We start from the raw sequence: 23,061 nt of genomic DNA, 5'->3' as shown, positions 1-23,061 counted from the left end.
CCGCGCCGCCGCGCGCCCGCGGCCAGGCCCGCCTCCCGCCCGGCGGGCCCCGTCGGCCGCGGGTGCGCGGGCGTGGGGGCTGGCGTCGGCGCGGGCGGGCCCGCGGGGGCGATCCTCGCCGCGCGGGCCGCGGCCGGGCGGTCCGCCGCCGTGCGGCACGCCGCGGCCTGGGCCGGCGCCAGGCGGGCGCGGGGCGGCGCCGCGGCGGGGTGGGGGGGGGGCCTGCCAAGTCAGCGCGACGGCCACGGCGGGAGGCAGGGGGCCGAACTGCTCGGCCTCCGGCGATTCGGCGATGTAGACCATCGGTCGGCCGCGCTCGTCCACCGACGTCTCCACGCCGCCGAGACGGTGGGCCATGGGGAAGAAGGGGTTGATGGCGAGGCGCACGGGCGTGTCACGGTCGCAGGCGGACAGTGCGTCGATGATGTCGCCGACGGTCATCTCGGGCGAGTGCGAGTCCAAGGCGTTCTCCTAGCGGTAGCGGACGAATCCGCGCAAGCAGGGGCAGAGTATGCGGCGCGCCTGTATAGGGAGGGCGGACGTGCCCGTCACAGGGGGGCGGAGGTGGACAGGATCCGGGCCACGGCATCGGCGACGATCTCTGTCGGCGTGTCCGTACCGAAGGCGATCCGGTAGCCGGGGACGTTCGCGGTGCCGGTGACGGCGATGACCCAGCCCTCGCCGGTCACCCAGTCCTCGTCGGCGCCGCCGGGCCGGCCGTTCGGGAAGTAGCCGAGGTAGAACCGGCCGTCGCGCGAGCTGACGTGCACGTCGGCACGGTCGTCGACGATGTGGGTGAAATCGGTCTGCGAGAACTGGTCGATCACGTCCATCGCCTGGCCGGCACCGAGCTTCCAGGAGCGGAGGCGCAAGGCGGCGACCGTGGTGGTGAATCCGGGTTGCGCGGCATCCAATGCCACATCATCACCTCTCTGACCTGGGTTTTTCTGGAAGGTCGTTTAGGTTGACATGGTGTTGCAGCCTCCACCAGCACTTTGGGCGATGTTCCTTGTCTGCCACCGGCGAACTTGTCCTTGTCATCCAATCGAAGCGTTTGACAGCGAACCCAGTCGTTCCGGCTTCCTTGCCAGCGAACCTAGTCGTACGTGCTGGGGTGTTGGGTGGCCGTACCGGTGATGGCCTTCTCCCGTACCTGGCAGCGCAGGAGTTCCTGGATTCGCTGGTCAAGGCCGTCCTGGCGCCACAGGCCGAAGTAGTAGAACACCGCCGACCAGGCTGGCAGGTCATGGGGCAGGTAGCGCCACTGGCAGCCCGTCCGGTTCTGGTAGAAGATCGCGTTCACGACCTCCCGCAGATCGCAGGATCCGGGATCTCCGGTCGCTGACCGTGCCACCCGGTCCTGTTTCCAGGCCGTGATCATCGGCTCGATCAACGCCCACTGCTCGTCCGCTAAGTCGCTGGGGTACGGCTCTCGCTCCATGCCCGCATCTCAGCATGCACATGCCCGACGGATGGCCTGCCCGACGATCAGTACCTCGATCGAGCGATCACGAACCGAGGAAGATCGGACTTAACGTCCACTTAGAGCTGGCTCAACCAGATGGCGTGACCGGGAACCACACGCCAAACCACTGCTCGGCGCCCCACTCCTCGAACCGCTCCACCTCGGTGAACCCCAGCTTCGCCGCGAGACGCATCGAGCGGTCGTTGGCTGTCTGGGTGCAGAGCACCACTGGCTCACCGGGAAGCGCGTTGGCGAACCAGTCGAGTGCCGCTGCGCACGCCTCAGCGGCGTACCCGTCGGCGAGCTGCCGGTATCGAGCCGAGAGGCCCAGTTCTGGGTCAAGGAGACGAAGGCCCCCGCCGGCTACGACCTCTACAAGCCAACCAAGACGTTCACCGCGGGGCCCGGGGCCCCGGTGACCGTGACCGTCACCAACGCCAAGACGGCCAGTACCCCGAAGCCTGCCCCCTCCGGTGAGCCGACGCACAGACCCACTCCCACCACGCCCGGTCGGTACAAGCCGAGGCGCGGCACCGGAGAGGCCACGCCTTCCACGTCGTACAGCGACACACCGGCGTCCGCCTCCTCCACCCCGGCCGAAAGCCCGGCCGGTGACGCCGCACCGAAGGAACCGACCGGGTCCCTCGCCCACACCGGAGCTGACGCCACACCCTGGCTGATCGGCGGTGCGGCAGCGCTGGTCGCGGCAGGCGCAAGCGCCTTCGCGGTGGCACGCCGCAGCCGAACGGACCGCCCCGCCGACGACTCCACCCAGGACTGACCTGCACCCGCCCTCTTCACGACACAGAGCCCCCGGATTCCATAGCTCGCAATCCGGGGGCTCTGTCGTCCCTGACCGGCCAACGCCTCGCTACGCTGCCGCAGTGATCGAGTCCTCCTCGCTGCCCGGAGATCCTTCCGAGCTGTACCTGCGCATCTCCTACGACGACGAACTGGGGGACACCCCGCAGGCTGACACGCTGGAGCTTTGGAACGTAGCCGTCCTACACTGCCGGCACACTTCCGGCGGAGAGCAGGAGCCGGTCGGCATCAGCGGGAGCGTGGCCCCTGACGCCCCGCCTTCGACGGCTGAGGACATCGTGGTCGGAGCGATGACGTTCTACCGGATACATCTCGACCGAGGCCGCAACGCCTTCTGGGCCATGGAAGAGGAGTCGGAGGAGTTGTACGAGATCGCCCAGGTCCTCCTCGACCCCGAGACGGGCTTCTTCACTGACGACGTCAGCGAACGACTCGAGTACGTCGGCTCAGCGCTGCTCGTCATGGATCGGGTGACGCTGGCTCCGCCATGGCGCGGGTACGGCCTGGCGGCCGCACCCGCCTGCGCGGCGATCACCCGGCTTATGGCCGGGTGCCGGGTCATCGCCTGTTCACCGGGCATCACCGACCTCAGCAGCCGACGTCTGACGGACAGGTCCGAATGGGACCGGGTGAACACCAGGATTGCCTAGGGATGGGAACGCCTGGGCTTCCGCCTCTACCGAGACAACGTCTATCTCCTGTCTCCTGTCTCGCAGGACCTTGAGGAACAGCGCGGTGCACTTCGCCAGCATCTTGCCGAACTCGGTGGTTCCTGGCGGGCCGGCGTTTCATGAACGACCGTGCCAGCCCAGAAGGCGAGCACTCCAGCGAGCGTGCGGGCCCGGCATCTGACCGGTTACCGGCATTCAGCAGGGCAGGCCGGGCCGGGCGCCGTCAGGACGGAGGCCACGTTGCCAGAGCCCTTGCGGCCAGCGGTGTCAGCGGCGAGCTCTAGGATCCCCGCATGTTTTCCCCGGAAGAGATCGAGCAGATCATGACGCGGAGCGAATATGAGGGGGACGGCGAATTCTGCGCCTGTGGGGCGTGGGCGGCCCGCCTGGTGCGGGGCCGTGAGTGCCAAGGGTGCTACCGGATGCGCCGGGGCATCGAGAAATACGGGCTCACCGTCCCCCAGTACAACGCGATCTGGCGTGTACAGAACTTTCGGTGCGGCCTCTGCGGGGACAATGAGGAGCCCTGCGATGGCGGTATCCCACACGCCGAACCACGCCCCTGGCAGATCGATCACGACCATCATTGCTGCGGCATGAAGCGCACCAGTAACCGCTGCTGTGTTCGCGGAATCCTCTGCCGCCCGTGCAACCTGAACGAGCTGGCGCCGTATGAGCGCAAGCGCCGTCGCGGCGCCGGCTTCGCGATCCCGGACATCGACGCCTACCTGGCCAACCCGCCGGCGCGCCGCCCCGAAGTCCGTGTCATCCGGGGCCGCGACGACGCCTACCTGCCGACCTCATGGGCCTTTATCCACGATGCACAGGTGGTCGAGCGCGGGTACGTGGGGTGGTTGTGAGCATTCCGCAGCAGGCCAGTCGCCAAGACCAAATTCTTAGGGCGTTGGCCTGCCGCTGATGTGCGGGATTCGGGTCTCAGGTCTGCTCCAGCAGCTCCGCGCTGATCCGGTCCCAGGTCGGTCGGGGGCTCTCGACTGAGCGTACGACCGTGACCAGGCGGCCGTCGAGAAACGCGTCGAGCCGGTCTCCTGCCGGGGTGGTCAGTCGCTCGCGCTGAGCACGGCGGTCCAGCTCTACACGCTCGCCCAGGATTCCAAGGAGTACCTCGTAGCGCGCCTCACCGAGAGTGTCGCCGGCGATCCACCGTCCCCGGACAGGTACGCCAGCGAGCGTGCCGATTTCGTGCTCCTCGCGTTTAAAAGCCCGATTCACCGCTTCGTCGGCTGCTGAACCCACCCGGCTGATCGCCGCCCTGGTGGCGGCCTGACCGCTAACCACAGGGGACGGAACGTGGACCGGGAGGTCTCTTTCCGGGGACGGGGCGACCACACGGCGGCGGTCGGGTCGGGGAATGTCGAACTGCCAGGGCTTCGCGTCTCCCGGCGCATCGATCCAGCCGGTTTTGAGGCCCGTCAGGGCGGCGGAGCCATCGGGAAGGAAGATGTCGACGTAAATGCCGCCCTGGCCGAGCCAGACCCAGCTCATGAAGTAGGCGTGATCACTGTGGTCGACGGACCACTGGGCTAGCTTTTCCAAGCGCTTCCGCTGCTCCGGTGTGCCTTTGCCTGCCGGGAACATCTGCTTGGCGCGCCTTCGCCGGCCCCGTGCTTCTCCGGCGACCGGTCCGGCGGCCAAGTCGTATAGAAGATCCGGTCGCACGCCCGTATTCGCGTAGACGCCACGGAGCTTTCCAGGCAGCACGTCGAAGCTGCTGAGCCCACTGGTCGTCGGCGTCCAGTCGAACAGGACCTCGCTGGCGGCGCTCATCACACCGAGCCCGGTGCACTCGCTGACGAAGCGCTGGATGTGGCCGGCGCTGGAGTCGAGGGCGGAACACTCGACGCCGAGTTGCTGCTGGCTTTGATCGCCGATGATGTAGCTAAGCAGCAGACTGATCTCGTGATCGCGTACGCGCTGGTCGACCGTCTTACGTAGGTCACAGGCAAGGGCGTTGACGTTGACCATGGCGGCCAAGGAAACCGGCGGCGGGCCCTGCCCGATCTCGACGGCCTGGACAGCCTCCGCGCCAGCCTTCCCCTTCTCAATCGTGAATCGCCACACCCGGGCGCGCACGGTGCTCATGGGAGAAGCCTAAGGTCCGCTTTTCGAGGCGATTTAGCGTCACCGCACAGGTTTGGGTCCGGGGTCCAGTTCGCCGTCCAGAAGCGCCTGGACGATCCTTTGGGCGCGGGCCTGCATCTCGGGTCCGTGGCAGGCGAGATTGCGGTCAAGTGCGTGTTGCGGCAGGTCAAGCACCTGTTTCATCTCGCTGACCAGGGCGGGCCAGCGTGCCAGTGAATCAGTCAGGTCCTCCACGTTGCTGAACCAGTCGGCCCGGCGTGCTCCTAGGATGAAGGCGATCAGGAGGACGGCCATGAGGGGATCGCTGTCCAGCGCGGTGTGCCCGCCCATACCAGCGAAGTTCGCATTGCCGGTCATAGCGGCGACAGCCCGGGTGAAAACGGGGAACTGGAGGAAGAAAGCTGCGGCTGACGAGCGGGCTTCCTGCCATTCGGTATCTGTGGCGTCGGCGAGCGCCTCAGACATTCGCGGCAGGGACACGAAGTCGGCAGCGCCGACGAGGGCGCTCGCCGGACCGGTCAGCCATGGGCCGGCGTCGTCCACGCGCTGTCGTCTGCCCGGAGAGACGCCCAGGACCTTCTCGATCGTCTCCGCCTCGTCTTCTGCCACGTCTGGCTGAGTGCCGAGGGCGAAGATCTCCAGCAGATGCGCGACGGCGGTCGCCCGTTCACCAGCCCGGACGCGGATCGGGCGGGGCAGAGCGTTCTTGCCTCGCTTCGCGGCCATGGTCTCGGCGACGGCGCTCACGACCGCGGCCTGGTCGTGAGCCGGGTCGAGGCCCAGGCTGGATGCCTCCCTCTGAAGCAGCTGCTCCAGCTCGTGTGACAGGCCGTCCAATACGGCGGTCGCGGAGGCGCGGACGGCGTCAAGGGCGAGAGGGAAGCCCTCAATCCACAGCACCACGCGCAGCACATCCACATTCGACGTGTGCTCGCGCCAGCGCAGGAGCCGGACCAGCTGGCGGTCGCTGCCCGGCGGGTAGTTCCAGACCGGACGGCGCCCCTCGTTGCCGACGCGGACGGGACGCGGCATCAAGCCGTCGCGTCGAAAGTCTTCCAACCGCCGCTCGGTCATCGCGCTGAAGCCGGAGGAGTCGGCGGCGAGAAGGAGGTCGTCGCGCCGCAGGGCACGGAGTTCAACTGCCATGCGGAGCAACGTAGAGGCACAGCGGCCGACCAGGCGAACCGAGTACTCCCGCCCCGGGCCGCTCTAACTTGCAAACGCGCCTACACCCGTTGTCACCAGCGGCTTTGCTCTGCTTCTGTGAGTGAGCGGCGCCAACATAGGCGCATCTCCCTTCTTTGAAAGGACTAACTCATGTCCAGGAATCAGGTAGCGGCCGGGGCGGGAGTACTCGTCCGGGCCCTCACGAAGCGGTGGGCTGACGCGAATGGCTTCACCAGGAAGCAGAGCCTGCTGCTCGCGTGGGCGGCTGGCGCGCTTGCGTCGGTGGTCGTCATGCACGTCTGACCCTGTGGTGGAGCCAACGGGCGCATTTCCGACTCGACCTCCCTTCCCCGAAGACCTCGTAGCAACACAAACCGCCTGGTACGTCACGTACGGGCGGCTGGCGAACGAACACAACAGCGGGGCATCCGAGCAGCGCCGTCGCCTGCTCCAGCTTTCGCAGCAGATCGCTCGCCACCGCTTCTGGCAAGCCCCAGCAGGCACACCCGCGGCCCGCGTCGCGCTCAAGGAGCTTGCCCGCGGCGAGGCTGCAGGAGAGCAGCCGTAAGCCGTGGCACCTCGTTCGACTTCCGCATCCGGATGGTCGTCGAGTCTGGCCCTCTCGTGGCTCGGCGGGACTGTACAGAGCCCCCGGAATCGTGGAGATTGCGGGGGCGTCTGATTTGGGCGGATCGGGCTACTTGCCGCTGTGCTCCTCGTCGGTACGGCGGCGGCCTGCGGCAATGATCGCCCCGCCACCTGCGGTGAGTAGCAGTCCGGCGCCACCGATCAGCCATGGGGTGGCGTCGGCGCCGGTGTGTGCGAGCGAGCCCTCAGGAGCAGGGGCGGCCGTGTTCGAAGCAGTCCCATCGGCGGTCGGGGTTCCGGAGGCTGACGGCGACGGAGTGCCCTCGTCCTTGCCGGGCTTGTCCGAGGTGGGCTTGTCAGTCGGCTTGTCCGTAGGGGGCGGGGTGGCGGCGGTCTTGGGGTTGGTGGTTGTGACCGTCACCGGATCGCCGGGCTTGGCCTTGAACTCCTTCAAGGGCTTGTAGAGGTCGTAGCCGGCGGGCGCCTTCACCTGCTTAACCCAGAAGTCTGTGCCGGTACGGGAGTTGACGGGCAGGTTGCCGGCGGCGGTGCCGTCAGGGCCGGTGGTCAGCGTGAGAAGCGTCTTTTCGCCGCTGCCGATGTTGACCGTGGACCCGGCCAGCAGTTTGCCGGTCTTGTCGTCCTTGGCCTTCAGGAGCACCGAGGCATCCTTGAACGGGTCAACGATCGTGAGCGGTGTGTCCGTGCCTGGTGTGACGATGACGTCCTGGGCGTCGACCGTGTCGTGCAGGTTGCTGCCGCTAGAGATCTCCTTGAGGCGGTAGACGCCCGGTGCCAGGTCCTGGAAGGCGAGCTTGCCCTGGGCATCGGTCTTGCCGCTGGCGGCTTCCTTGCCCGCGGAGTCGAAGAGGGCGAAGGACGCGCCAGCGAGCACATCACCGCCGGGGCCCTTCTTCAGGATGGCCACGCCGCCGGTCTCCGGCTCGGCCGCGTTGCGCGGAGTCGGGGACGTGGATGCGGACGGGGCGGGGTCGGTGCTGTGGGCCCAGGCGGTCGGCGCCCAGGACAGGGAGCCCGTCACAGTGGCGGCGACAGCGACAGCAATCGGGAGGGTGCGAGCGGAACGGAGGCGCAAGAAGGGACTCTCCAAGGGCTACAGGCGGGGCGGGCGAACAGGTCGTTGGTCAACGGGCGCGGCCCGGCGCCGGGCGCGGGGGTGAAGGGGACGGGCCGCTCGCCGAACGCGAGGGTGCGGTGATCGCGTAGCAGCAGGTGGCAGCTCGGACGAGTTGCTGTTGCTGTTCGACGGGCAGTTGCGCAATACCGGTCAGGCCCTGGGCGGTGGCCAGGCCGAAGGGTGATCCGGCATCCGGGCCGACGGCCTGGACGCTCTGCGCGGCGGCTTCGGCGTCGACGAGGACGCCGTAGGTCCTGGGGACTCCGAGCAGGTGCTCGGCGTGGTCGCGGGCGCCGTCGTGGATGTCGGTGAGCGACAGGTCGTTGAGGCAGTCCTCGACGACGCCGAGGAGGGTCAACGTCGCATTTTGTGCAGCCGGTCGTGGAAGTCGGGATCGATGATCCAGAAACCGTTCGGGCCCGGCGGCGGAGGTGGGCTGGTGGCCGCGGTAGCTTGGCGGAGGTGGCCATCAGTGCGAGGGTAACCAGCGGGGTCGGTTCAGCGGGCGCGGGTCGAAGCCCCGGTGGTGGGTGTGGGCCGGGCGACGAGTCGGGCTGCCGGTCGGGACATGGCAGGTGGCGGGAACCAGAAGTGGGCGTACTGCTCAATCGCGGTACGTAGCCCGGTGCCGTCCGCGCCGTGCCACGGTGGCTGGCTGCCGTAGGCGTGCCAGTCGCGTATAACTGCGTATCCGTCTCGGCCGGGCATCAGGTCGCGAGCCGTGTCGCGGCGGGCGAAGGTGCCGTGGTCTGCGAAGCGGAGGATCGCGGTGTCGAGGACGCCCTGCTCGGGGTGGACGACTCGCAGACGTAGTCCGTCGTACTCGCCGTGGCGGATGGTGGGGGCGAAGTCGATCCGTAGCCGCAGCGCCGAGTTCGGCTGTGGGGATGCGTAAAGGGTGTCGCCGACGATGGCGTACTGGTGGAGAGGCCGTTCGAGGACGTCGTCAAAGAACTGCTGGGCGTGCAGGGCCAAAGAGCCTCTCTCGGGCGAAGGGGGTTCCGGTCGGTCAGCGGCGGGGCCGGAGCGTCGGGCTGGCAGAACTGCCGACGGGGTCGTCGTGGTGGTCCAGCGCGGGATGCTGCGTGTGGTCAGCGCGGGCGCCCGGCGGGGGGGGGCTGATGATGGGCAGAGCGGTGCGCGATCAGGAACCGGTGCTGTCCGCCAGGACAGGCAGCTGCTGTTCCAGGTATGCGGGTTGGCCGGTGTAGTGCAGGGTGCGCAGACCCAGCTCGGCGGCGGCCCGGCAGTTGTCCTCGCGGTCGTCGACGAACAGCACACGTCCGAGGTCGTCAACGCCGGTGGCGGCCAGGGCGTGTTCGTACGCGGCCGGATCGGGCTTGCACAGGCCCAGGCGTGCGGAGTACAAGGCGTCGTCCATCAGTTCGCGCCGCCAGCCTGTGGCGTCCAGGACGTTGCTGAGGTGGGCCGGGGCGTTGGAGAGCAGCACCATCGTCAGCCCCGACGTGCGGGCGCGGGAGAGGATGTCGAGGACGCGCGGGTCGGTGCGGGTCCACATGGCCGTGTCGGCATCGCGCAGGCTGCGCAGCCATCGCGGGCCGGGGTGGTGTCCAAGCACCTTGGCCCAGTAGGCGAGATCGCTCAGCTGCCCTGCGTCGTATGCGTTGCGGGGAGCCCAGAAGGCGTCCTGGAACGAAGGGAGATGCCGGTCGGGCCACTCGGCGAGGTCGGCCAGGCGGGTCCACATGGCAATCGGGGGTTGAAGGCCAATAACCCCGTTGTAGTCGAGGATCAGGGCTTCCACGCTGGTCCGGGAGTCGTAGGTGGAGGTCAAGGGGTCGTTCTCTCCAGGGCTTTGGGTGCGAGGGTGGCGACGGTTACGGCGAGGAGGGCGGGCAAAAGCAGCGCGTGCGGCAGGGCGGTGACGGTGGCGAGGGCGCCGATGGCGGCGGGGCCGGCGAGCAGGCCGACGTAGCCGGTGACTGCGACGGTGGCGACCGCGCGGGGGCCGCCAGGGCCCGCGGCGGTGATCAGGCTGGGGATGGTGACGGAGAGGCCCAGGCCGAAGGCCGCCCAGCCGAACAGGGCGAAGGCGATGGTCGAGCCGGCCAGTCCGGTGGTGAGGCCGAGCGCGGCCAAAGCGGCGCCGGCGCGTACGAGGGCTGACGCGCCGAAGCGGGCGGTGAGTCGGTCACCGACGAGTCGGCCTGTGGCCATGGCGGCGCTGTAACAGCCGTACGCTGTGGCGCTGGTTGCGGCCGTCGCGCCGAGGTCGTGCAGGTGGACGGCAGCCCAGTCGGCAGCAGCGCCTTCGCCCAGCAGTGTTGCGGCTGCCAGGACGCCCAGCAGCCACACCCGGGGCCGCGACTGGAAGCCGTGTTCGCCCGAGTCCTGTGCAGCAGGATTGTGAACGGGCTTGAGTCCAGAGCTGGCGAGAGTCCGGGTCAGAGCCGTCGTAGCTCCTGCCGCCGCCACGGCGCAGGCGGCGACGCCAGTGAACAGAACGGTGTGTGAGGTGTGGGTGGTGGCCGCTGCCAGCGCGGCGCCGAGGAGGGCTCCGAGGCTGTAACTCGCGTGCAGGCCGGCCATGATGGGGTGGCCGTGGGCGTCCTGGCAGCGAACCGCCGCGGCATTGGCTGCGACGTCGAGGACGCCGTGTGCGATGCCGAAGACGAACGCCACCGCGAACAGGCTCTCCAGACTGGAGCAGACCCCGAGAATCGCGAGACAGGCGGCGAGGGCGATGGCGCCGCCGGTCAGCAGCGCGGGCAGACGGGCCGGGCGGGCGAGGCGCCCGCCCGCCTGGAGTCCGGCGACCATGCCGAGGGCGGCGGCCAGCAGGACCAGGGCAAGCCCTCCGGTGCTCACCTTGGCGGCGGACTGGACGGCGGGCATGCGGGCACCCCAGACGGCCATCACCACTCCCAGGCCAGCGAAGTACCCGATCAGCAGGCGGCGGCTGCGCACCAGCTCGATCGCTGCGGTTTTCCTCACGCGGCGTGCTCCCCGGTGGCGGGAGCCGTCTGCGTGGCAGGGGTCACTTGGACGTCGAGGTTGCGGTACGCCTCCTGGGCGCGGCGCTGGGCTGCCGTGGCAGTCGGCCCGGTGGCGATGACAAAGCCGATGCGGGCGGTAAACAGATTGCCGCCATCTTGGGGGAGCAGGAGCTGGTCTCCGGGCTGTCGCTGGAAACGCACGCGCTCCACTCCCCCAGTGGGCCTTACGACACTGCGGGCGGTCAGGGTGCCCGAATAGGCGGGGTAGATAAAGCGGATCGCTGCAGCCTGACGGCGGGTAGGCGTCAGGTCAGGGGTACGTCCGCACGCGATGTCGGCGCCGGCCCGGGCCAGATCGACGCCGGTCGCAAGGTGGACGAGGTGACCGATCATGTCGCCGGCGAGGCGTGCGTTGACCTCGATCAGGCGTGGGCGGCCGTCGACGATGCGGATCTCGACGTGGCTGACGCCGTCGGTGATGCCGACGGCGTCGAGGGCCGCGACGGCGACCGGCGCCACGGCGGCGAGCAGCGGATCGCTCGCGTCGACCGCGTGCGCCAGCTCCTCGAAGAAGGGCGGCATCCCGACGGTCTTGCGGGTGACGGCGACCACCGTGGTCTGCCCCTGATAGGTGACGCACTCGACGCTCACCTCCGGGCCGTCGAGGTACTCCTCGACCAGGACCTGAGTGCTCTCCACGCCGTGGTCGGCGGTGCGCGCGGCGAAGGCGTACGCGGCCGGAAGGTCGGCGGCGGAGTCGACGCGGATGACGCCCATGCTCGCGGCGTGCGCGGACGGTTTGAGGACGACGGGATAGCCGATCAGCGCGGCGGCATCGGCCGCCTCCCGCTCGGTACGCACGCTCACGGAGATGGCGGAAGGCACCCCGTGGCGGGCGAACAGGCTACGACTTGTGTGCTTGTTGCGGCAGCCTTGGAGGGCTTCCGGAGCAGTGGTGGGCAGGCCGAGCTGGCGGGCGAGCCGGGCGACCGGGACGAGGTACCACTCGGTCCACGTCATCACACCGACCACCTCGTAGCGCTCGGCGAGCGCCCGCCCGGCCGCGGCCAATGCCGCCTGGTCGGTGGGGTCGGCGACGACGTAGTCGAGGAGGAACTCCTTCTCCCAGGTCGGCTCTGCGCCGGAGATCAGGACGACGTCGTAGTGGGCACGGACGTTCTCCAGGCAGTAGCCGCGATACGCGTGCGCCTCCATGTCGGCGGCTGCGATAACCAGGACGACGGGGCGAGAGGACAACAAGGCTCCAAACAGTGGCAGGTCAAGGGTGGTTGAGACAGGTAGCCGGGTCAGGGGGTGCGGCGACGTCGCAGCTCGAAGGCTCTCGCCCAGTGGGGGTGGTCCTCGATCAGCTTCCGGGCGTATAGGGCGGTGAAGTTGTTGTTCAGTCCGCGCACGCCTGCGGGCAGCTGCCGGCGCAGGTCCTCGAGCAGCGCCTTCAGCCCGACCCGTGTGGCACCCGTGGCGAGCCGGTCAGCGGTCAGACGTTCCAGCGCGCGGTAGACGTACGGGTGCTCGGCGTCGAAGGCTCGGAACCGGTCCATCAGCGTGGGCCGCAATTCTGCTCGAAACGAAGGTCGGGATATCGGCAGGACCGACTGCTCGGCCGTGGCGTGGAGGTGGGCATGGCGAGTCTCCGTGAGGTGGGCAGGAAGGCGACCTAGGCGGTAAGGCGAAGGAGGTGCGCAGGGCGGCCGTGGCGCGCAGCCGGGCGAACGCGGTGAACAGGCCCGTGGCCTGGAGCACGGCGCACAGCGTGATGACGTGGCCGAGCTGGGCGGGCGGCACGACGGCGACGAAGACGCCGGCCAGGGGGAAGGGCAGCAACAGCAGCAAGATCGTCAGGGAGAGGGTGGCGCCGAACACCTCGGCGGGGATGAGGCGGGAGCGCAGGGTGCGCAGCACGACGGTCAGGCCGCCCTCGCCGGCCATGAGGACAGCGATCAGGGCGAGGTAGGCGTGATAGGTGCTGGCGAAGGAGACGGCCAGGCAGGCGGTGGCTGCGATCGTGGCGGACACGACGCCGACCGACCACAGGCCGAAGCGGTCAATGCTCCGGCGGCACACGAGGACCGCGCCGAGCGAGGCGACGGCCGCGATGGACCAGATGGCTCCGACGTCGGCTGTGGAGTGGCCAAGCTGCTTGACGATGATCACGGGGGCGGCAGCCTGCAGCAGGCCGACGGCCAGGTTGGACACGGTTAGTCCGGCGACCAGCCAGCCGAGCGCCGGCAAGGAGCGCAAGGTTGACCAACCGTTGCGCAGCCCCTTGCCGACGGGCTGCGCCGCGGCGGGCTTCGGGCGACGGTTTTGACGGGGGGCTAGGAGGCTGGTGAGCAACGAGAAGACGGCGATCGCCATCAGCATGCCGGTGGGGCCGGTCCGCTGGAGCAGGAAGCCGGCCAGGGCAGGGCCGGACAGGGTGGCGACCTGGTCGATGCCGAGGAGCATCGACTGCACCCGGTGGGCGCGCGCGCCGGCCTCGCGGCTGGCCACGCCGCCGGCGGTCTCGGCCGCAATGTACGAGCACTCGGTGAGGATTCCGGTGGAGGCGGCGAGGACCATGACGGTGACCGTCGCCCCGGGCCCCGCCTCTTGCTGCGGCAGGAGGAACGCCGCGGCCAGGACGACCAGGGCGCGGGCAACGGAGGCGTAGCGGAGCACTGCGCTCGTGCCATGGCGGTCGACCAGGGCCCCGACGAAGGCGAACGCGCCCAGTCGCGGGATCCATTCCAGCGCGAAGGCGAGGCCGGTCAGGGCTGCGGAGTTGGTGGTGGCCAGCACCAGCAGCGGGATGCCATAGGTAACCACGGCGAAGGCGGCGGCGTCCGTGCTGCGCGGCAGGTAGATACCGCGCAGCTCTGTGGCGACCGGGCGGCAGGAATGCCGCGGCCCGACACGGGATCTCACGCCGCGCGCCCCGCTTCCGCCCTCTCCTGCGCGGAGCGGGCGTCGGTGCGGTTGAGGACGGCGGGGTTCGCCTGCAGAAAGTCGGTCAGGACCTGATGCGGCTCCAGACTCGAGGCGAACGCGTACGGGCTGCGGCTGTGCAGCTGGAGGGTGCGCTGCACACGGGTGACGAAGTCGGTGCTGGTGTCGGGGAACTGACGGGCGCGCGCCCAGCGGGCCGCGGTGTCATACACCTCGGCGAGTGCCTCACCGCTCGCGGTGAGCCGATAGCGGTCGGGTGCCTGTTCGTCCGCGTGGACCAGGCCCAGGTCACGGGCGACGTCGATGGCGTGGCGCAGTTGCCCGGGGGTGAGGTCCCCGAAGGCGCCCTGAAGGCTGCCGCGCCGGTGGCTGATGGGGCCGTTGTCGTCGATCTCGGTGACGAGGCGTATCAGGCCCGGCAGGGTCAGGGTCCGGATCGCGCGGCGTCCGTGCAGGAGGTTCTCGGGCAGGGAGCGGATCATCGGCGCGGGCCTCCCGCGGGGGAGATCGGACGGGCGGGTATCTGGTGAGAGAAAAGGTCGCCGGACTTCCATGCCGGGCCAGCTGGGGGCGTTCTGGTCAGCGCGGGACGGACTGCTGGCGCGGCCACAACCGCTGGTGCGGGAAGGCGGGTTGGGGTGGTCGCCCACGGGCCGGAACGGCTCTGCGACGGGACGGCGCCCGGCCCCGGAGTCCGACGGGCATCGGTCTCAGGGGCCGGAATGGTGGCCCAGACGGAGATCGCCTGGAAGACGGGGGCGAGTGCCTGGCCGCTCGCGGTCAGCTGATAGCCGCCGGTTCCGCTGGCCGTGACGAGTCCGTCGGCAACCAGGCGTTCCAGAGGCTTGTAGACGGCGGTCAGCCCGTAGCCGGGCATGGCCTCGGTCGCCAGGGTCTTGGCGGTCGCGGTGCCCCGGGCCTGCAGCGAGAACAAGATCGCGGTGGCGTGCCGCGGTGCGAGCAGTGCGATGGCGTCGTCGATGTTCTGGGCCGGTGCGATCCGCTCGGGTCCCATCTCGCCGGAGTGCTCGTTGGCGACCAGGTCCCTCTCCAGATACGTGTCGCCCCAGGACGCGATCACCGCAAGGACAGGCAGCAGCGCGGCACCGCGACTGGTGAGGCCGTAGGTGACGTGGCGCGGGGCGTATTCCGTGCGCTCGATGACGCCGGCGTTGGTGAGGTGGCGAAGCCGGGGGTGGAGCTGCCCGTCCGCCAGCCACGGCAGCCTCGGCTTGATCTCGGCATAGCGCAGCGGCTGGGAGGAGAGGGTCATCAGCACCCACACGTTCCAGCGCGGGGCGAGCAGGTCCAGGGTCTTGGTGACGCCCAAGAGATCGTTCGGTGTGGCGGGCGGCGCGATGGTGGCCAAGAAGGTGGCTCCTCAAGCGGTACGAGTGGATCAGCGGGTGCGGGAGGTGGTCACCGTCGGCGTGGCGGGGGCCTGTGCAGCCGATTGGTGGGTGTCCGGGGCGGGCGCACGGCGCAGGCCGCCCAGGACCGCGCTGGTGCTCTTGGCGTAGGCGTCGCGGGTGGCGACGGACTCGGCGATGCGCCGGGCGCAGTCGAGGATGTGACCGGCGGCGAATCGGCCGATCTCCTGGTCGGGGGCGGTGAGTTCCCGCAGCCGCTGAAGTTGGAAGGCGATGCTGCGTTCGGCGAGGACCAGGTCGCCGTGGGTGCCGGTCAAGGCAGCGAGCAGGGTGATCTCGGGGGTGGCGTCGGCGATGGCTTCGAGTTCGGCGAGCGGTTGTCCGTACAGCGCCTCGATGCGCTGGGCGACGAGCTGGGAAACGGTGTGGGACGGGGTGTCGGGCTGGGGCAACCGGTGGGCTTTCACGGACGTGGCGTCCGTACCGCCCCGGCGCGGGGTACTGCCGGGGCAGGCGGAGCGGTGGCGGCGGTCTTGGGACTCAACCCCCGGCGTGGCGCTGCCGCTTGGGTCGGTGAGGGCATGGTGCGCAGCAGCTCGTCGAGCGCGGCGGTGTAGCCGTCTCTGCCAGCCAGCGCCGCCTCCAGCCAGTCCGCGTCCCACCGCAGGTCCTTGGCGGACAGGTCGTCCATGGCTCCGTCCGCGGCCGTCGCGGCGTGGACGCGATCACGGACACGGGACACCTGCTCCTCGGCGACCGCGAGGAAGCTCCGCAGTTCCAGTGCGCGCTGGAGTGCTGCGTTCGCCTCGCCGCGGGCTGCCTGCGCGTACAGCTCGGCTACTTCGGCGCCAAACGCTTCCTGCAGGGCCGCATCGCGGCTGGTCGACTTGTCGATGACGCTCACCGTGCGGCCCCGCGCGCCGGGGTGTTCCGCGTACTGGGCAGCGTAGGCGGAGAGGTGGGCAGGGCCGGAGCGCGGGTCGCGGGGGATGCGCCGCGCGATACGCCGGGTCCGCGCTTGCCGGGAGCGTTGGGGTCGAGGAGGTAGTTGACGACCATGGCGCGGCCGTCGCGGGATGCAACAGCGGCGTTGACCTGGTGGGCCAACTCCATGACGGGATCGTCCAGTACGTCGGAGGGCTGGGTGCCCAGCGCCTCGACGAGCACGTCTTCCGCGGTGTCGAGGGCCTGCTGCGCTTCAGCGAGCACGCCGTACCAGTGCACGATGGTGGTGGCCTCGGGGTTGGCCTGCGGTGCCGCCTGCACTGCTCGGCGCAGATCGGCGAGCGGCATCTGGAATCGCTCCTCGATTCGCCCGGTGATGACGCCCATCACGTCTTCGCTGGCGTCGAGCACGGAGAATCTCCCTTCTTTCGGTAATCCATGCGTGGGAATAGGGAATTGGCGTCCGGACAGTCAGTCGAGACACATGGCGACGTCGCGGTAGACGTACGTTCCGGACACCCAACCCGTTACGCCGGTGGTCTTGTCGGTGAGGTAGTGCCAGTTCCCGCTGCTCTTGTGGACGGTGAACTTGTGGCTTCGGTACAGCACGCCGAGGGCTGTGGACTTGGTGGTCGCCTCGGAGCGGAGCGTCACCGCCTTCGTGTGCACCGTGTAGGGCAGCGGCCTGGTAGCCGGGCAGCTGGCAATGGTGGTGGCTGCGCTGGCGGTGGTGGCCGAGGCGAGCGGGAGGGCGAGCGCACCGAGGACGGCGGCTGAGATTGCTATGCGGCTGGCGGGCATGGGGAATTGGCCTTCATGGAATGAGGGAAGGGAATGCGGAATCAGCCCCGGGCTACTGCCCTTCGGGCCGAGAACAAGAGTCCGGAGAATCCCCGGTTTCGGTAACCGGGGATTGCGTGCTATGTTCCGCGTCGCTTCGAATCCGACGGGCGGCATTCCGGTAGGACCGGCGAGGGAACTGCACTTTCATTAGCGGGAGTTCAGCGGCTCGGACCGCGCAGCGGAGCTGGGCGCGCCGACAGGCGGGGGATGGCGGTGACGAGTCGGGTCACCGGCGAGGCCGTCGGCAGCGGCGGCTTCTCGCCGTTCCAGTGCGCCTCCCACCACTGGGTGGCGGCCTCGAAGGTCTGGAAGCCGCCTTCGCGCAGGGTGTGTGTCCATGCGGTGCTGTCGACCTCTTCGAGCAGCACGTGGAAGGGCAGTGCCGCCTTCTCATCCAGTGAGCGCAGCATCACGGTCGTTTGGATCGGGTCGCTGTCGTGGTTGTAGCTGGTGCAGTAGGCGAAGTGGTCGCCGTCGCTGCGCAGTCGCTTCTCCAGGGCGCGGGTGGCCTCGTCCGCGGGCGGTGCCCATGCCGTCGGGCAGGAGGATGTTCTCCTCGGGGCAGCCGCGGGCGATCAGCCAGGACTGGGCCATGGACGGCAGCGGTAGCTCCGCGTGGTCGAACCGGTAGGTGCGCGAGCCAGGGTCGCGTTTGAGGTGCAGGGCGACCAGCTGCGGTTCACCGGGGATGCCCCAGGTGACGGCGCCGTTGTGTATCACGTAGAAGCTGTGCACGGCGTCGTCGCTGTGGTGCTCGGCGAGGACGGTCATCGAGTCCTGCTCGATGCCGATGTGGCCCCAGAACTGATCGGCGACGTGGTCGTTGACGGCTTCGTATCCGTCGAGGCGGAAATCCGGTTCGCGGCTGGGCATCGGTGCTTTCGGTCGTGACGCCTGCGGTGGCGAGCGCGGGGCACGCACGCGCAGTTCAGCGGCGTGTACGGGAGACCGCGGGGAGGACCGGCGGCAGGGGCGCAGGTGTGGTCCCAAGCGGGCCAGCGTGGCGGGGTGCGGTCAGTACGGCGCGGCCGGCGTCGGTGAGAGTGACGGGCTGCCCGGCGTGCACCGGGTGCGCGGTGTCGCGCTCCACCAGGCCCATCTCCTCCAGGTGCTGCAGCTGGGCGAAGGAGATGCGGGTGCGGGTGGGAGTCGCCACGGCGAGGCGGTGGGTGACGAGGTGCTCGTGCAGCTTGGCGCCCTGGGCGATGGCGAGCAGGGCCGCGACGTCCTTCGCCGCGATCTGAGCAAGCGTCTGTCGAGGAGCGGCGGCCTCGATCGGCGCCAGCGCTGCGGCTGCCGCGGCTTGCTTCGTATCGCGTACGGCGGCGGCCGTCGCCAGCTGATCGAGGGTGCGCTCGATCCGGGCGAACAGCGCCTGATCCACGGGGAGCCCGCTTGTGGCGAGGCGGGCAAGACGGACGCGGTAGAAGTTGACGTCCCGCTCGGCCGCCACCAGCTCGCGGTGTGCATCGGCCAGGGCGGTGCGCGATGCGTCGAGGAGTCCGCCGTCGCGGTGTTGACGCAGCTCCGCGACGCCGTATCCCACGGCGGTCTCGATCCGCTGATCGAGGGCGGTGGGCATCAGCCCGTCGGGCGGGGGTGAGGTCATGGCGGAGCGGTTCCTGGGTCCGGGGCGAGCGAGTCCAGGGCAAGTCGGACCTCGACGTACGGTCCGTCGCGGGTATGCGACGTCGGGCCGAGTCGGTCGAAGAGCCGGAGCATGGGCTCATTCGACGCCTGCGTGAACGCGGACAGGGTGTGGGCTCCTCGCGTGCGGGCGTGGCGGGTAGCTTGGCGGGCCAGGGCCGTGCCGATGCCCTGACGCTGACGGTGGTCGACGACCTGCAGTCCGAGGTCGAAGACACCCAGCTCCCGGCTGACGCGCCCGACGCAGACCAGAGCCGCAGGCCGCTCATCGGCGCCGAACCCGATCCAGCACTGAGCGTGGGCAAGCAGCCGGGACAGGTCGCGGGGCGCAAGGCGGGTACGGCCCCAGCGGCGCAGCAGGTTCTGCTCGGAGCACTGCGCGTGGAAGGCGGCGACCAGGTCCCAGTCCTCCTCCGTCACCCGCCGGGTGTGCGCGAGGGCGGGGTGCCTCAGCAGGAGCAGTTCGGACGCGCAGCCAGCAGGTCGGCGCGCCGGTAGGCCCGGTAGCGGCTGCCGTCGGCCGCGCGCGGCTTGCAGGGCTGGACTCCATAGCCGCGCAGGAGAAGACCCAGTCGCAGCGGAGTGAGGTCGGCGTAACTCCAGCGCCCCTCGGCCTGGCCGGGCAGATCGCGCAAGCGCTCGACCAGTTCCGCGGTGCTCACGTATGCCGGGGCGCCCTCGTCTTCGAAGACGGTGAGGCAAGCGTGCACGATCGTCTGCGGGCTACTGGGGCAGGGCAGGACCTCCTCGCACGCGTCCCGGTGGAGGTCGCCGAAGTTGTCCAGACCGTCCGGCTCTTCGACGCCGTCGAACCCCTCGAAGTCCGGGTCGAAACCGGGCTCCTCGTCATCCAGCGGTTCGTACTCGGCCGGAGCCTCGCCCTCGTACGCGGCGGCACAGCGGCAGGAGGTGGCCAGGAGCGCGCTCAGCTCGGCCCCGGCAGCCATCCGTTCAACCAGGGCATCGGTCAGGGTGTTCAGCTGCTCACGGGGACTGACGCCAGGAAGCTCGGCGTCGGCTAGCTCGGCAAGCTGCCGGTCGAGTTCCTGGATCTCGACGAACACGTCGAGAATGGCGCGGTGGTGCGGGTTCTCGGTGACCTGGGCCGGAGCCAGCACAGCGGCGGCGACCTGGTCGATCAGGGTGGGGAACTGCGTCAACGAATGGGGCCCTTCGGGGTTGGCGGCAGTGCGGGTCGGGGAAGGCCGGGCATCGCGTAGGGCGGCGGTCCCGGCTTGGGGACGGGCTGGCGGGTGCCCAGTTGAGGCGAGCGGGTGCGTGCCGCGTGAGTGCGCTCGCCCAGGGGGCGCCGGCGGATGCCGAGGCGGGCGCGGGCGGTGTCATACACGTCGTGCGCTTCGCGCGGGCGCACAGCCACGACGTGGATCTCGGTGGTGTGCGTGGAGTTCGCGGGCGCCGGCCGCTGGGCGTAAACGATGCGCCAGGCATTGCGGTGATCGACGTAGACCTTGCGGCAGCCGGCAAGGTCGCGGGTGAGTTTGGCTCCGAACAGACGGGCGTTGACGACGTCCTGGAGCTGGGCCAGTGCCAGGTCGCGGATGTCGCCGGGTGCTTGAAGGAGATCGGTCAGGGCGCGAGGGTCGAAGGACAGGCCGAACGCCGGCCGGTCCTCATGGCCGGTCATCCGCCGGCCTGGCCCAACTCGCCGGTCTCCTCGTACTCCTCGGTGGCGGGGGCGCTCCGGTTCGAGGGACGGGGACCGGGCAGCAGGCGGTGCGCAGGCCGGTCCGGATCGGTCATACACGCGGACAGCGGACCGCCGGCCGCACGGACGGTGGCCATGGCGTGGGTGAGGAAGTCCCTGTGCCACACGAACAGGCCACTCAATCCAGCCTCGGGATCCTTGTGCTGCTGGTAGGCCAGCCACAGGGCGTGAAGCCAGGCGACGACATCGGGATGCTCCTGCCACTGCTCGCACCACGGGGCGGCCGTGGTGACCTCTGCCCCGTAGACCCGGAGGAGGAAGTCGTCGACCCAGTCGGACAGAGCGTCGAGTTCGTCCTCGTACTCCTCGTCCTCAAGCTCAAGGATCGGACGCGGCTCGGGCGGCGCGGGGACGGGCGGCAGGCCCGCGAACCCCGGCAGTCCGTAGGCGGCGAACGGCGAGTCCGGTGGCGGTGGTGCCGCCGAGAGGTCGTCGATCTGACGCTCGTGCCGCGCGGATCGATCCAGCAGCATGGCGACGTTCGCCTCTACTCTCGCCAGATCGGCCTCCGGTAGCCGAACCGGCCCCATCTCTCCCCCCTCCGAGGGGAGATGGGGGTCGGATATCTGGATCGGATCCTTCCCCGCATCCTCCAGGGGGTCTATGGGTTCAGGCACGAAAAGGGGCCTCCTTGGGCCGCAGCCATAGGGTGTTAATTGCGACTCCAACCATCCAGATAATCCCCGGTTTCGGTAACCGGGACTCCGCTGCTATAACGCTGAGCGCGGCGCGGCGGGAAAACGCAATAGGCTCGCCGCTAGCCGCGCCGTGCGCCAGGATCGGCCTCAGACGGTCAGCGTCAAGTCGTCCTGGGAGAGGGTCTGTTGCAGCGTCTCGGTGAGGCGGTCGGCGGCGATCTCGGCGTAGTGCTTGGTCTTCTCGACGCCGATGAAATCGCGTCCCTCCAGCAGGGCTGCGACCCCGGTCGAGCCGGAGCCGCAGGTGAAGTCGAGCACCGTGCCGCCCTGCGGGGCGATCTGCACCAGCTCCCGCATGACGGAGACGGGCTTCTGCGTGATGTGCTGGCGCGCCTTGCCGCTGGGCTGCGAAGCGCTGTAGAGGCCGGGCAGGTAGACCGGGTTGCGGGCAGCATCGATCGGCCCGTTGGACGCCCAGACGATGAACTCGCAGTTCTGCGTGAACCGGCCCTTTTGCGGCCTGGCCTGCGGCTTGTGCCAGGCCAGCACACCGCGCCACAGCCAGCCGGCAGCCTGGATGGCATCCGTGGTGATTGGCAGCTGCCGCCAGTCGGTGAACAGCAGCGCGGTTCCGCCGACCTTGGTCAGCCGGTGCGCCTCGGTCATGATCTGGGTGAGCCAGAAGCCGTAACTGCGCTGATCCATGTTCTCGCCGGTGAAGTCCGGCAGCTCGTGCGCGGCCTCGGCAGAGGTGTACTTCTGCTTCGCGGACCGGCTTGTGCGCTCCTTCGCCGTACGACCGCCGCTGTTGTACGGCGGGTCGGTGATGACGGAGTCGACGCAGTTGTCCGGCAGTCCAGCGAGGACGCCGAGCGCGTCGCCCTGATGCAGGGAAAATGGCAAAGAGATACCCCAATTCGGGTCGTGTGAGATGAGGGAGAGACGCTCCAGCTCGCCTGGATAACCTCACAGGACCGAATACGGGCGGACGGCTCCGCGGTCTGCGACGTGAGGGGCGAGGGGAGGAGCCAAAACTGTAGGGCACGATCCCCGGTTGAGCGCTATCGCCGCCGAAAACCCCGAAATAGAGCCTTGATCACGAACGATTTCGGCAACCGGGGATCCGCCCTTACTGTTTTGGAACTGCCCGGCCGACACCGCCGATGGCACATCCCCGCCCCTGCCTTCACGGAGGTACCCCATGCCCTGGCACACCTGACCTGACGCCCAGTGCCGACGCGAGCGGCAACTCGCAACGGCCCCTGGGCCACCTGAATGACCCACCACCCGGCCGTCGCGCCCTTTCCTCAACGACGCACGCGCCGCCGGGACTTCACCAAGGACCTCGCTGTGACATCGCTTTACCCTCCCCTGCCCGCGATCCGTCCGCCGACCCGTGACCGCCTTCCGGGAGGCGGACCGGATTGAAGGGCATAGCCGCCTCCATCGGCGCCGTCGTCCTCTCTCCGCTCCTGCTCGCGGGCACCGCCATGATGATGGCGTCCTCCAGCGAAGCCTCCACCACCACGTCCTTCAGCGGATGCCTGACCGGCATCGACACCGCCGAAGTGACCAAGGAAGTCACCAAGCTCCTCGACGGTGCGTCCAGCAAGGACGTCCACATCCAGGGCCTGGACCTGCCGGCCGAGCAGATCCCCAACGCGCAGACCATCGTGGCCACCGGCATCAGCCTTGACATGCCCAAGAAGGGACAGATCATCGCGGTTGCCACCGCCATGCAGGAATCACGGCTGCGCAACCTCAACTCCGGGGACCGGGACAGCCTCGGCTTGTTCCAACAGCGCCCCAGCCAGGGGTGGGGAACCGCGCAGCACATCCGCGACCCGGTCTACACGAGCGAGCAATTCTACAAGCACCTGCTGAAGGTCGACGGCTGGCAGCAGCTACTGACCTTGTTGGCGTGATGTCGTTAAGGTGAGCCCGGTTTCGGCGAGGCATCCGTCGATGAGGTCGCTGCGGTACTGGATCTGGCGGAGACCGTGCCGAAGCGTGCTCATGAGGTGGTCAGGGT

The 23,061-nt window shown here is 69.3% G+C and carries 28 protein-coding genes and 6 pseudogenes; 5 read left to right on the top strand and 29 right to left on the bottom strand.

All coding sequences use genetic code 11. From position 1 onward, the window contains the following. Positions 1-201 precede the first annotated feature (201 nt). The 4 genes and pseudogenes from HLK59_RS34980 to HLK59_RS34965 form a co-directional block, all read right to left on the bottom strand. A pseudogene (locus tag HLK59_RS34980) lies at positions 202-441 on the bottom strand (hypothetical protein); the annotation flags it as partial. Between the two features lie 107 nt (positions 442-548). Continuing rightward, the gene (locus tag HLK59_RS34975; RefSeq protein WP_171145620.1) at positions 549-920 is read right to left on the bottom strand and encodes a DUF317 domain-containing protein; all 372 of its coding nucleotides are present in this window, start codon (positions 918-920) and stop codon (positions 549-551) included. Between the two features lie 218 nt (positions 921-1,138). Further along, a pseudogene (locus HLK59_RS34970) lies at positions 1,139-1,441 on the bottom strand (transposase); the annotation flags it as partial. A gap of 112 nt (positions 1,442-1,553) precedes the next feature. Then, positions 1,554-1,760 (bottom strand): annotated as a pseudogene (locus HLK59_RS34965) (GNAT family N-acetyltransferase); the annotation flags it as partial. 120 nt (positions 1,761-1,880) lie between these two features. Between HLK59_RS34965 and HLK59_RS34960 the strand changes: the two are divergent. From HLK59_RS34960 to HLK59_RS34950, 3 genes are all read left to right on the top strand, one after another. After that, on the top strand, positions 1,881-2,246 hold the full coding sequence (locus HLK59_RS34960; protein WP_206327962.1) for an LAETG motif-containing sortase-dependent surface protein: 366 nt from the start codon (positions 1,881-1,883) through the stop codon (positions 2,244-2,246). Positions 2,247-2,349: 103 nt separating this feature from the next. After that, positions 2,350-2,937, top strand: a complete 588-nt coding sequence (locus HLK59_RS34955) for a hypothetical protein (protein ID WP_171145619.1) — start codon at positions 2,350-2,352, stop codon at positions 2,935-2,937. 314 nt (positions 2,938-3,251) lie between these two features. Further along, positions 3,252-3,818: an endonuclease domain-containing protein gene (locus HLK59_RS34950; RefSeq protein WP_171145618.1), complete on the top strand. Its 567-nt coding sequence runs from the start codon at positions 3,252-3,254 to the stop codon at positions 3,816-3,818. A 76-nt stretch (positions 3,819-3,894) separates the two neighbouring features. Here HLK59_RS34950 and HLK59_RS34945 read toward each other — a convergent pair whose 3' ends face one another. Both HLK59_RS34945 and HLK59_RS34940 read right to left on the bottom strand, forming a co-directional pair. After that, entirely contained in the window at positions 3,895-5,061 is a 1,167-nt protein-coding gene (locus HLK59_RS34945) for a hypothetical protein (RefSeq protein WP_171145617.1), read from the bottom strand. A 39-nt stretch (positions 5,062-5,100) separates the two neighbouring features. Further along, entirely contained in the window at positions 5,101-6,207 is a 1,107-nt protein-coding gene (locus tag HLK59_RS34940; RefSeq protein ID WP_171145616.1) for a hypothetical protein, read from the bottom strand. 171 nt (positions 6,208-6,378) lie between these two features. On the opposite strand from HLK59_RS34940, the gene HLK59_RS34935 reads away from it, so the two are divergent. Further along, on the top strand, positions 6,379-6,531 hold the full coding sequence (locus tag HLK59_RS34935; protein WP_171145615.1) for a hypothetical protein: 153 nt from the start codon (positions 6,379-6,381) through the stop codon (positions 6,529-6,531). Between the two features lie 394 nt (positions 6,532-6,925). Here the strand turns inward: HLK59_RS34935 and HLK59_RS34930 are convergent, their stop codons facing one another. The 22 genes and pseudogenes from HLK59_RS34930 to HLK59_RS34830 all read right to left on the bottom strand — a co-directional run bounded on the left by HLK59_RS34930 (position 6,926) and on the right by HLK59_RS34830 (position 21,932). Beyond that, the gene (locus HLK59_RS34930; RefSeq protein ID WP_171145614.1) at positions 6,926-7,912 is read right to left on the bottom strand and encodes a SpaA isopeptide-forming pilin-related protein; all 987 of its coding nucleotides are present in this window, start codon (positions 7,910-7,912) and stop codon (positions 6,926-6,928) included. Between the two features lie 49 nt (positions 7,913-7,961). Next, entirely contained in the window at positions 7,962-8,312 is a 351-nt protein-coding gene (locus tag HLK59_RS34925) for a hypothetical protein (protein WP_171145613.1), read from the bottom strand. A 140-nt stretch (positions 8,313-8,452) separates the two neighbouring features. Beyond that, positions 8,453-8,929 carry a hypothetical protein gene (locus HLK59_RS34920; protein ID WP_171145612.1) on the bottom strand — a complete coding sequence of 159 codons (477 nt, stop codon included), beginning with the start codon at positions 8,927-8,929 and terminating at the stop codon, positions 8,453-8,455. A gap of 169 nt (positions 8,930-9,098) precedes the next feature. Continuing rightward, positions 9,099-9,749: an HAD family phosphatase gene (locus HLK59_RS34915; RefSeq protein ID WP_171145611.1), complete on the bottom strand. Its 651-nt coding sequence runs from the start codon at positions 9,747-9,749 to the stop codon at positions 9,099-9,101. Then, entirely contained in the window at positions 9,746-10,909 is a 1,164-nt protein-coding gene (locus tag HLK59_RS34910; protein ID WP_171145610.1) for an MFS transporter, read from the bottom strand. The genes HLK59_RS34915 and HLK59_RS34910 overlap by 4 nt, the downstream gene beginning before the upstream one ends. After that, positions 10,906-12,126, bottom strand: a complete 1,221-nt coding sequence (locus tag HLK59_RS34905) for an ATP-grasp domain-containing protein (protein WP_171145626.1) — start codon at positions 12,124-12,126, stop codon at positions 10,906-10,908. Before HLK59_RS34905 ends, HLK59_RS34910 begins: the two co-directional genes overlap by 4 nt. Before the next feature lie 92 nt (positions 12,127-12,218). Beyond that, positions 12,219-12,473, bottom strand: coding sequence for a hypothetical protein (locus HLK59_RS34900; protein WP_171145609.1), 255 nt, complete (start codon positions 12,471-12,473; stop codon positions 12,219-12,221). A gap of 136 nt (positions 12,474-12,609) precedes the next feature. Beyond that, positions 12,610-13,839 (bottom strand): annotated as a pseudogene (locus HLK59_RS34895) (MFS transporter); the annotation flags it as partial. After that, the gene (locus HLK59_RS34890) at positions 13,836-14,342 is read right to left on the bottom strand and encodes a hypothetical protein (protein ID WP_171145608.1); all 507 of its coding nucleotides are present in this window, start codon (positions 14,340-14,342) and stop codon (positions 13,836-13,838) included. The pseudogene HLK59_RS34895 and the gene HLK59_RS34890, both read right to left, overlap by 4 nt. After that, complete coding sequence (locus HLK59_RS34885; protein ID WP_171145607.1) at positions 14,339-15,229, bottom strand: winged helix-turn-helix transcriptional regulator; 891 nt, start codon at positions 15,227-15,229, stop codon at positions 14,339-14,341. The genes HLK59_RS34890 and HLK59_RS34885 overlap by 4 nt, the downstream gene beginning before the upstream one ends. 30 nt (positions 15,230-15,259) lie before the next feature. Then, a complete protein-coding gene (locus tag HLK59_RS34880) occupies positions 15,260-15,697 on the bottom strand; it encodes a hypothetical protein (RefSeq protein WP_346779879.1) in 438 nt (145 codons plus the stop codon). After that, positions 15,694-16,134, bottom strand: coding sequence for a hypothetical protein (locus tag HLK59_RS34875; RefSeq protein WP_171145606.1), 441 nt, complete (start codon positions 16,132-16,134; stop codon positions 15,694-15,696). Before HLK59_RS34875 ends, HLK59_RS34880 begins: the two co-directional genes overlap by 4 nt. Then, positions 16,131-16,586, bottom strand: a complete 456-nt coding sequence (locus HLK59_RS34870; RefSeq protein ID WP_171145605.1) for a hypothetical protein — start codon at positions 16,584-16,586, stop codon at positions 16,131-16,133. The genes HLK59_RS34875 and HLK59_RS34870 overlap by 4 nt, the downstream gene beginning before the upstream one ends. 60 nt (positions 16,587-16,646) lie before the next feature. Continuing rightward, positions 16,647-16,976, bottom strand: a complete 330-nt coding sequence (locus tag HLK59_RS34865) for an SH3 domain-containing protein (RefSeq protein ID WP_171145604.1) — start codon at positions 16,974-16,976, stop codon at positions 16,647-16,649. Positions 16,977-17,176: 200 nt separating this feature from the next. Beyond that, entirely contained in the window at positions 17,177-17,428 is a 252-nt protein-coding gene (locus HLK59_RS51440) for a hypothetical protein (RefSeq protein WP_240982814.1), read from the bottom strand. Then, positions 17,409-17,891 (bottom strand): hypothetical protein, encoded by a 483-nt coding sequence (locus tag HLK59_RS51435; RefSeq protein ID WP_240982813.1) that lies wholly within the window; start codon positions 17,889-17,891, stop codon positions 17,409-17,411. The genes HLK59_RS51440 and HLK59_RS51435 overlap by 20 nt, the downstream gene beginning before the upstream one ends. Before the next feature lie 55 nt (positions 17,892-17,946). Then, positions 17,947-18,627 (bottom strand): hypothetical protein, encoded by a 681-nt coding sequence (locus tag HLK59_RS34855; protein ID WP_240982812.1) that lies wholly within the window; start codon positions 18,625-18,627, stop codon positions 17,947-17,949. Continuing rightward, entirely contained in the window at positions 18,624-19,085 is a 462-nt protein-coding gene (locus HLK59_RS34850; protein WP_171145603.1) for a GNAT family N-acetyltransferase, read from the bottom strand. The genes HLK59_RS34855 and HLK59_RS34850 overlap by 4 nt, the downstream gene beginning before the upstream one ends. 29 nt (positions 19,086-19,114) lie before the next feature. Next, positions 19,115-19,825, bottom strand: coding sequence for a DUF3631 domain-containing protein (locus HLK59_RS34845; protein ID WP_171145602.1), 711 nt, complete (start codon positions 19,823-19,825; stop codon positions 19,115-19,117). Beyond that, complete coding sequence (locus tag HLK59_RS34840; protein WP_171145601.1) at positions 19,822-20,310, bottom strand: hypothetical protein; 489 nt, start codon at positions 20,308-20,310, stop codon at positions 19,822-19,824. Before HLK59_RS34840 ends, HLK59_RS34845 begins: the two co-directional genes overlap by 4 nt. Continuing rightward, positions 20,307-20,858 (bottom strand): DUF4913 domain-containing protein, encoded by a 552-nt coding sequence (locus tag HLK59_RS34835; protein ID WP_171145622.1) that lies wholly within the window; start codon positions 20,856-20,858, stop codon positions 20,307-20,309. Before HLK59_RS34835 ends, HLK59_RS34840 begins: the two co-directional genes overlap by 4 nt. 318 nt (positions 20,859-21,176) lie before the next feature. Continuing rightward, positions 21,177-21,932 carry a site-specific DNA-methyltransferase gene (locus HLK59_RS34830; protein ID WP_171145600.1) on the bottom strand — a complete coding sequence of 252 codons (756 nt, stop codon included), beginning with the start codon at positions 21,930-21,932 and terminating at the stop codon, positions 21,177-21,179. A 521-nt stretch (positions 21,933-22,453) separates the two neighbouring features. On the opposite strand from HLK59_RS34830, the pseudogene HLK59_RS34825 reads away from it, so the two are divergent. After that, positions 22,454-22,936, top strand: a pseudogene (locus HLK59_RS34825) (hypothetical protein); the annotation flags it as partial. Here the strand turns inward: HLK59_RS34825 and HLK59_RS51430 are convergent. After that, positions 22,934-23,061 (bottom strand): annotated as a pseudogene (locus HLK59_RS51430) (IS630 family transposase); the annotation flags it as partial. The pseudogenes HLK59_RS34825 and HLK59_RS51430 overlap by 3 nt on opposite strands.

This window comes from Streptomyces sp. S3(2020) (assembly GCF_013044505.1).
GTDB lineage: Bacteria > Actinomycetota > Actinomycetes > Streptomycetales > Streptomycetaceae > Streptomyces.
The sequence above is the reverse complement of the archived record's forward strand: the minus strand, read 5'-3'. Positions and strand labels throughout refer to the sequence as shown.

Bases quoted from the DNA above. Each gene is read 5' to 3' on its own strand.
- HLK59_RS34945 (WP_171145617.1), bottom strand. From the start codon at position 5,061: ATGAGCACCGTGCGCGCCCGGGTGTGGCGATTCACGATTGAGAAGGGG.
- HLK59_RS51435 (WP_240982813.1), bottom strand. From the start codon at position 17,891: ATGCCCAGCCGCGAACCGGATTTCCGCCTCGACGGATACGAAGCCGTC.
- HLK59_RS34935 (WP_171145615.1), top strand. From the start codon at position 6,379: ATGTCCAGGAATCAGGTAGCGGCCGGGGCGGGAGTACTCGTCCGGGCC.
- HLK59_RS34840 (WP_171145601.1), bottom strand. From the start codon at position 20,310: ATGACCGGCCATGAGGACCGGCCGGCGTTCGGCCTGTCCTTCGACCCT.
- HLK59_RS51440 (WP_240982814.1), bottom strand. From the start codon at position 17,428: ATGCTGCGCTCACTGGATGAGAAGGCGGCACTGCCCTTCCACGTGCTG.
- HLK59_RS34900 (WP_171145609.1), bottom strand. From the start codon at position 12,473: ATGGACCGGTTCCGAGCCTTCGACGCCGAGCACCCGTACGTCTACCGC.
- HLK59_RS34855 (WP_240982812.1), bottom strand. From the start codon at position 18,627: ATGACCTCACCCCCGCCCGACGGGCTGATGCCCACCGCCCTCGATCAG.
- HLK59_RS34950 (WP_171145618.1), top strand. From the start codon at position 3,252: ATGTTTTCCCCGGAAGAGATCGAGCAGATCATGACGCGGAGCGAATAT.
- HLK59_RS34905 (WP_171145626.1), bottom strand. From the start codon at position 12,126: ATGGAGGCGCACGCGTATCGCGGCTACTGCCTGGAGAACGTCCGTGCC.
- HLK59_RS34890 (WP_171145608.1), bottom strand. From the start codon at position 14,342: ATGATCCGCTCCCTGCCCGAGAACCTCCTGCACGGACGCCGCGCGATC.
- HLK59_RS34940 (WP_171145616.1), bottom strand. From the start codon at position 6,207: ATGGCAGTTGAACTCCGTGCCCTGCGGCGCGACGACCTCCTTCTCGCC.
- HLK59_RS34865 (WP_171145604.1), bottom strand. From the start codon at position 16,976: ATGCCCGCCAGCCGCATAGCAATCTCAGCCGCCGTCCTCGGTGCGCTC.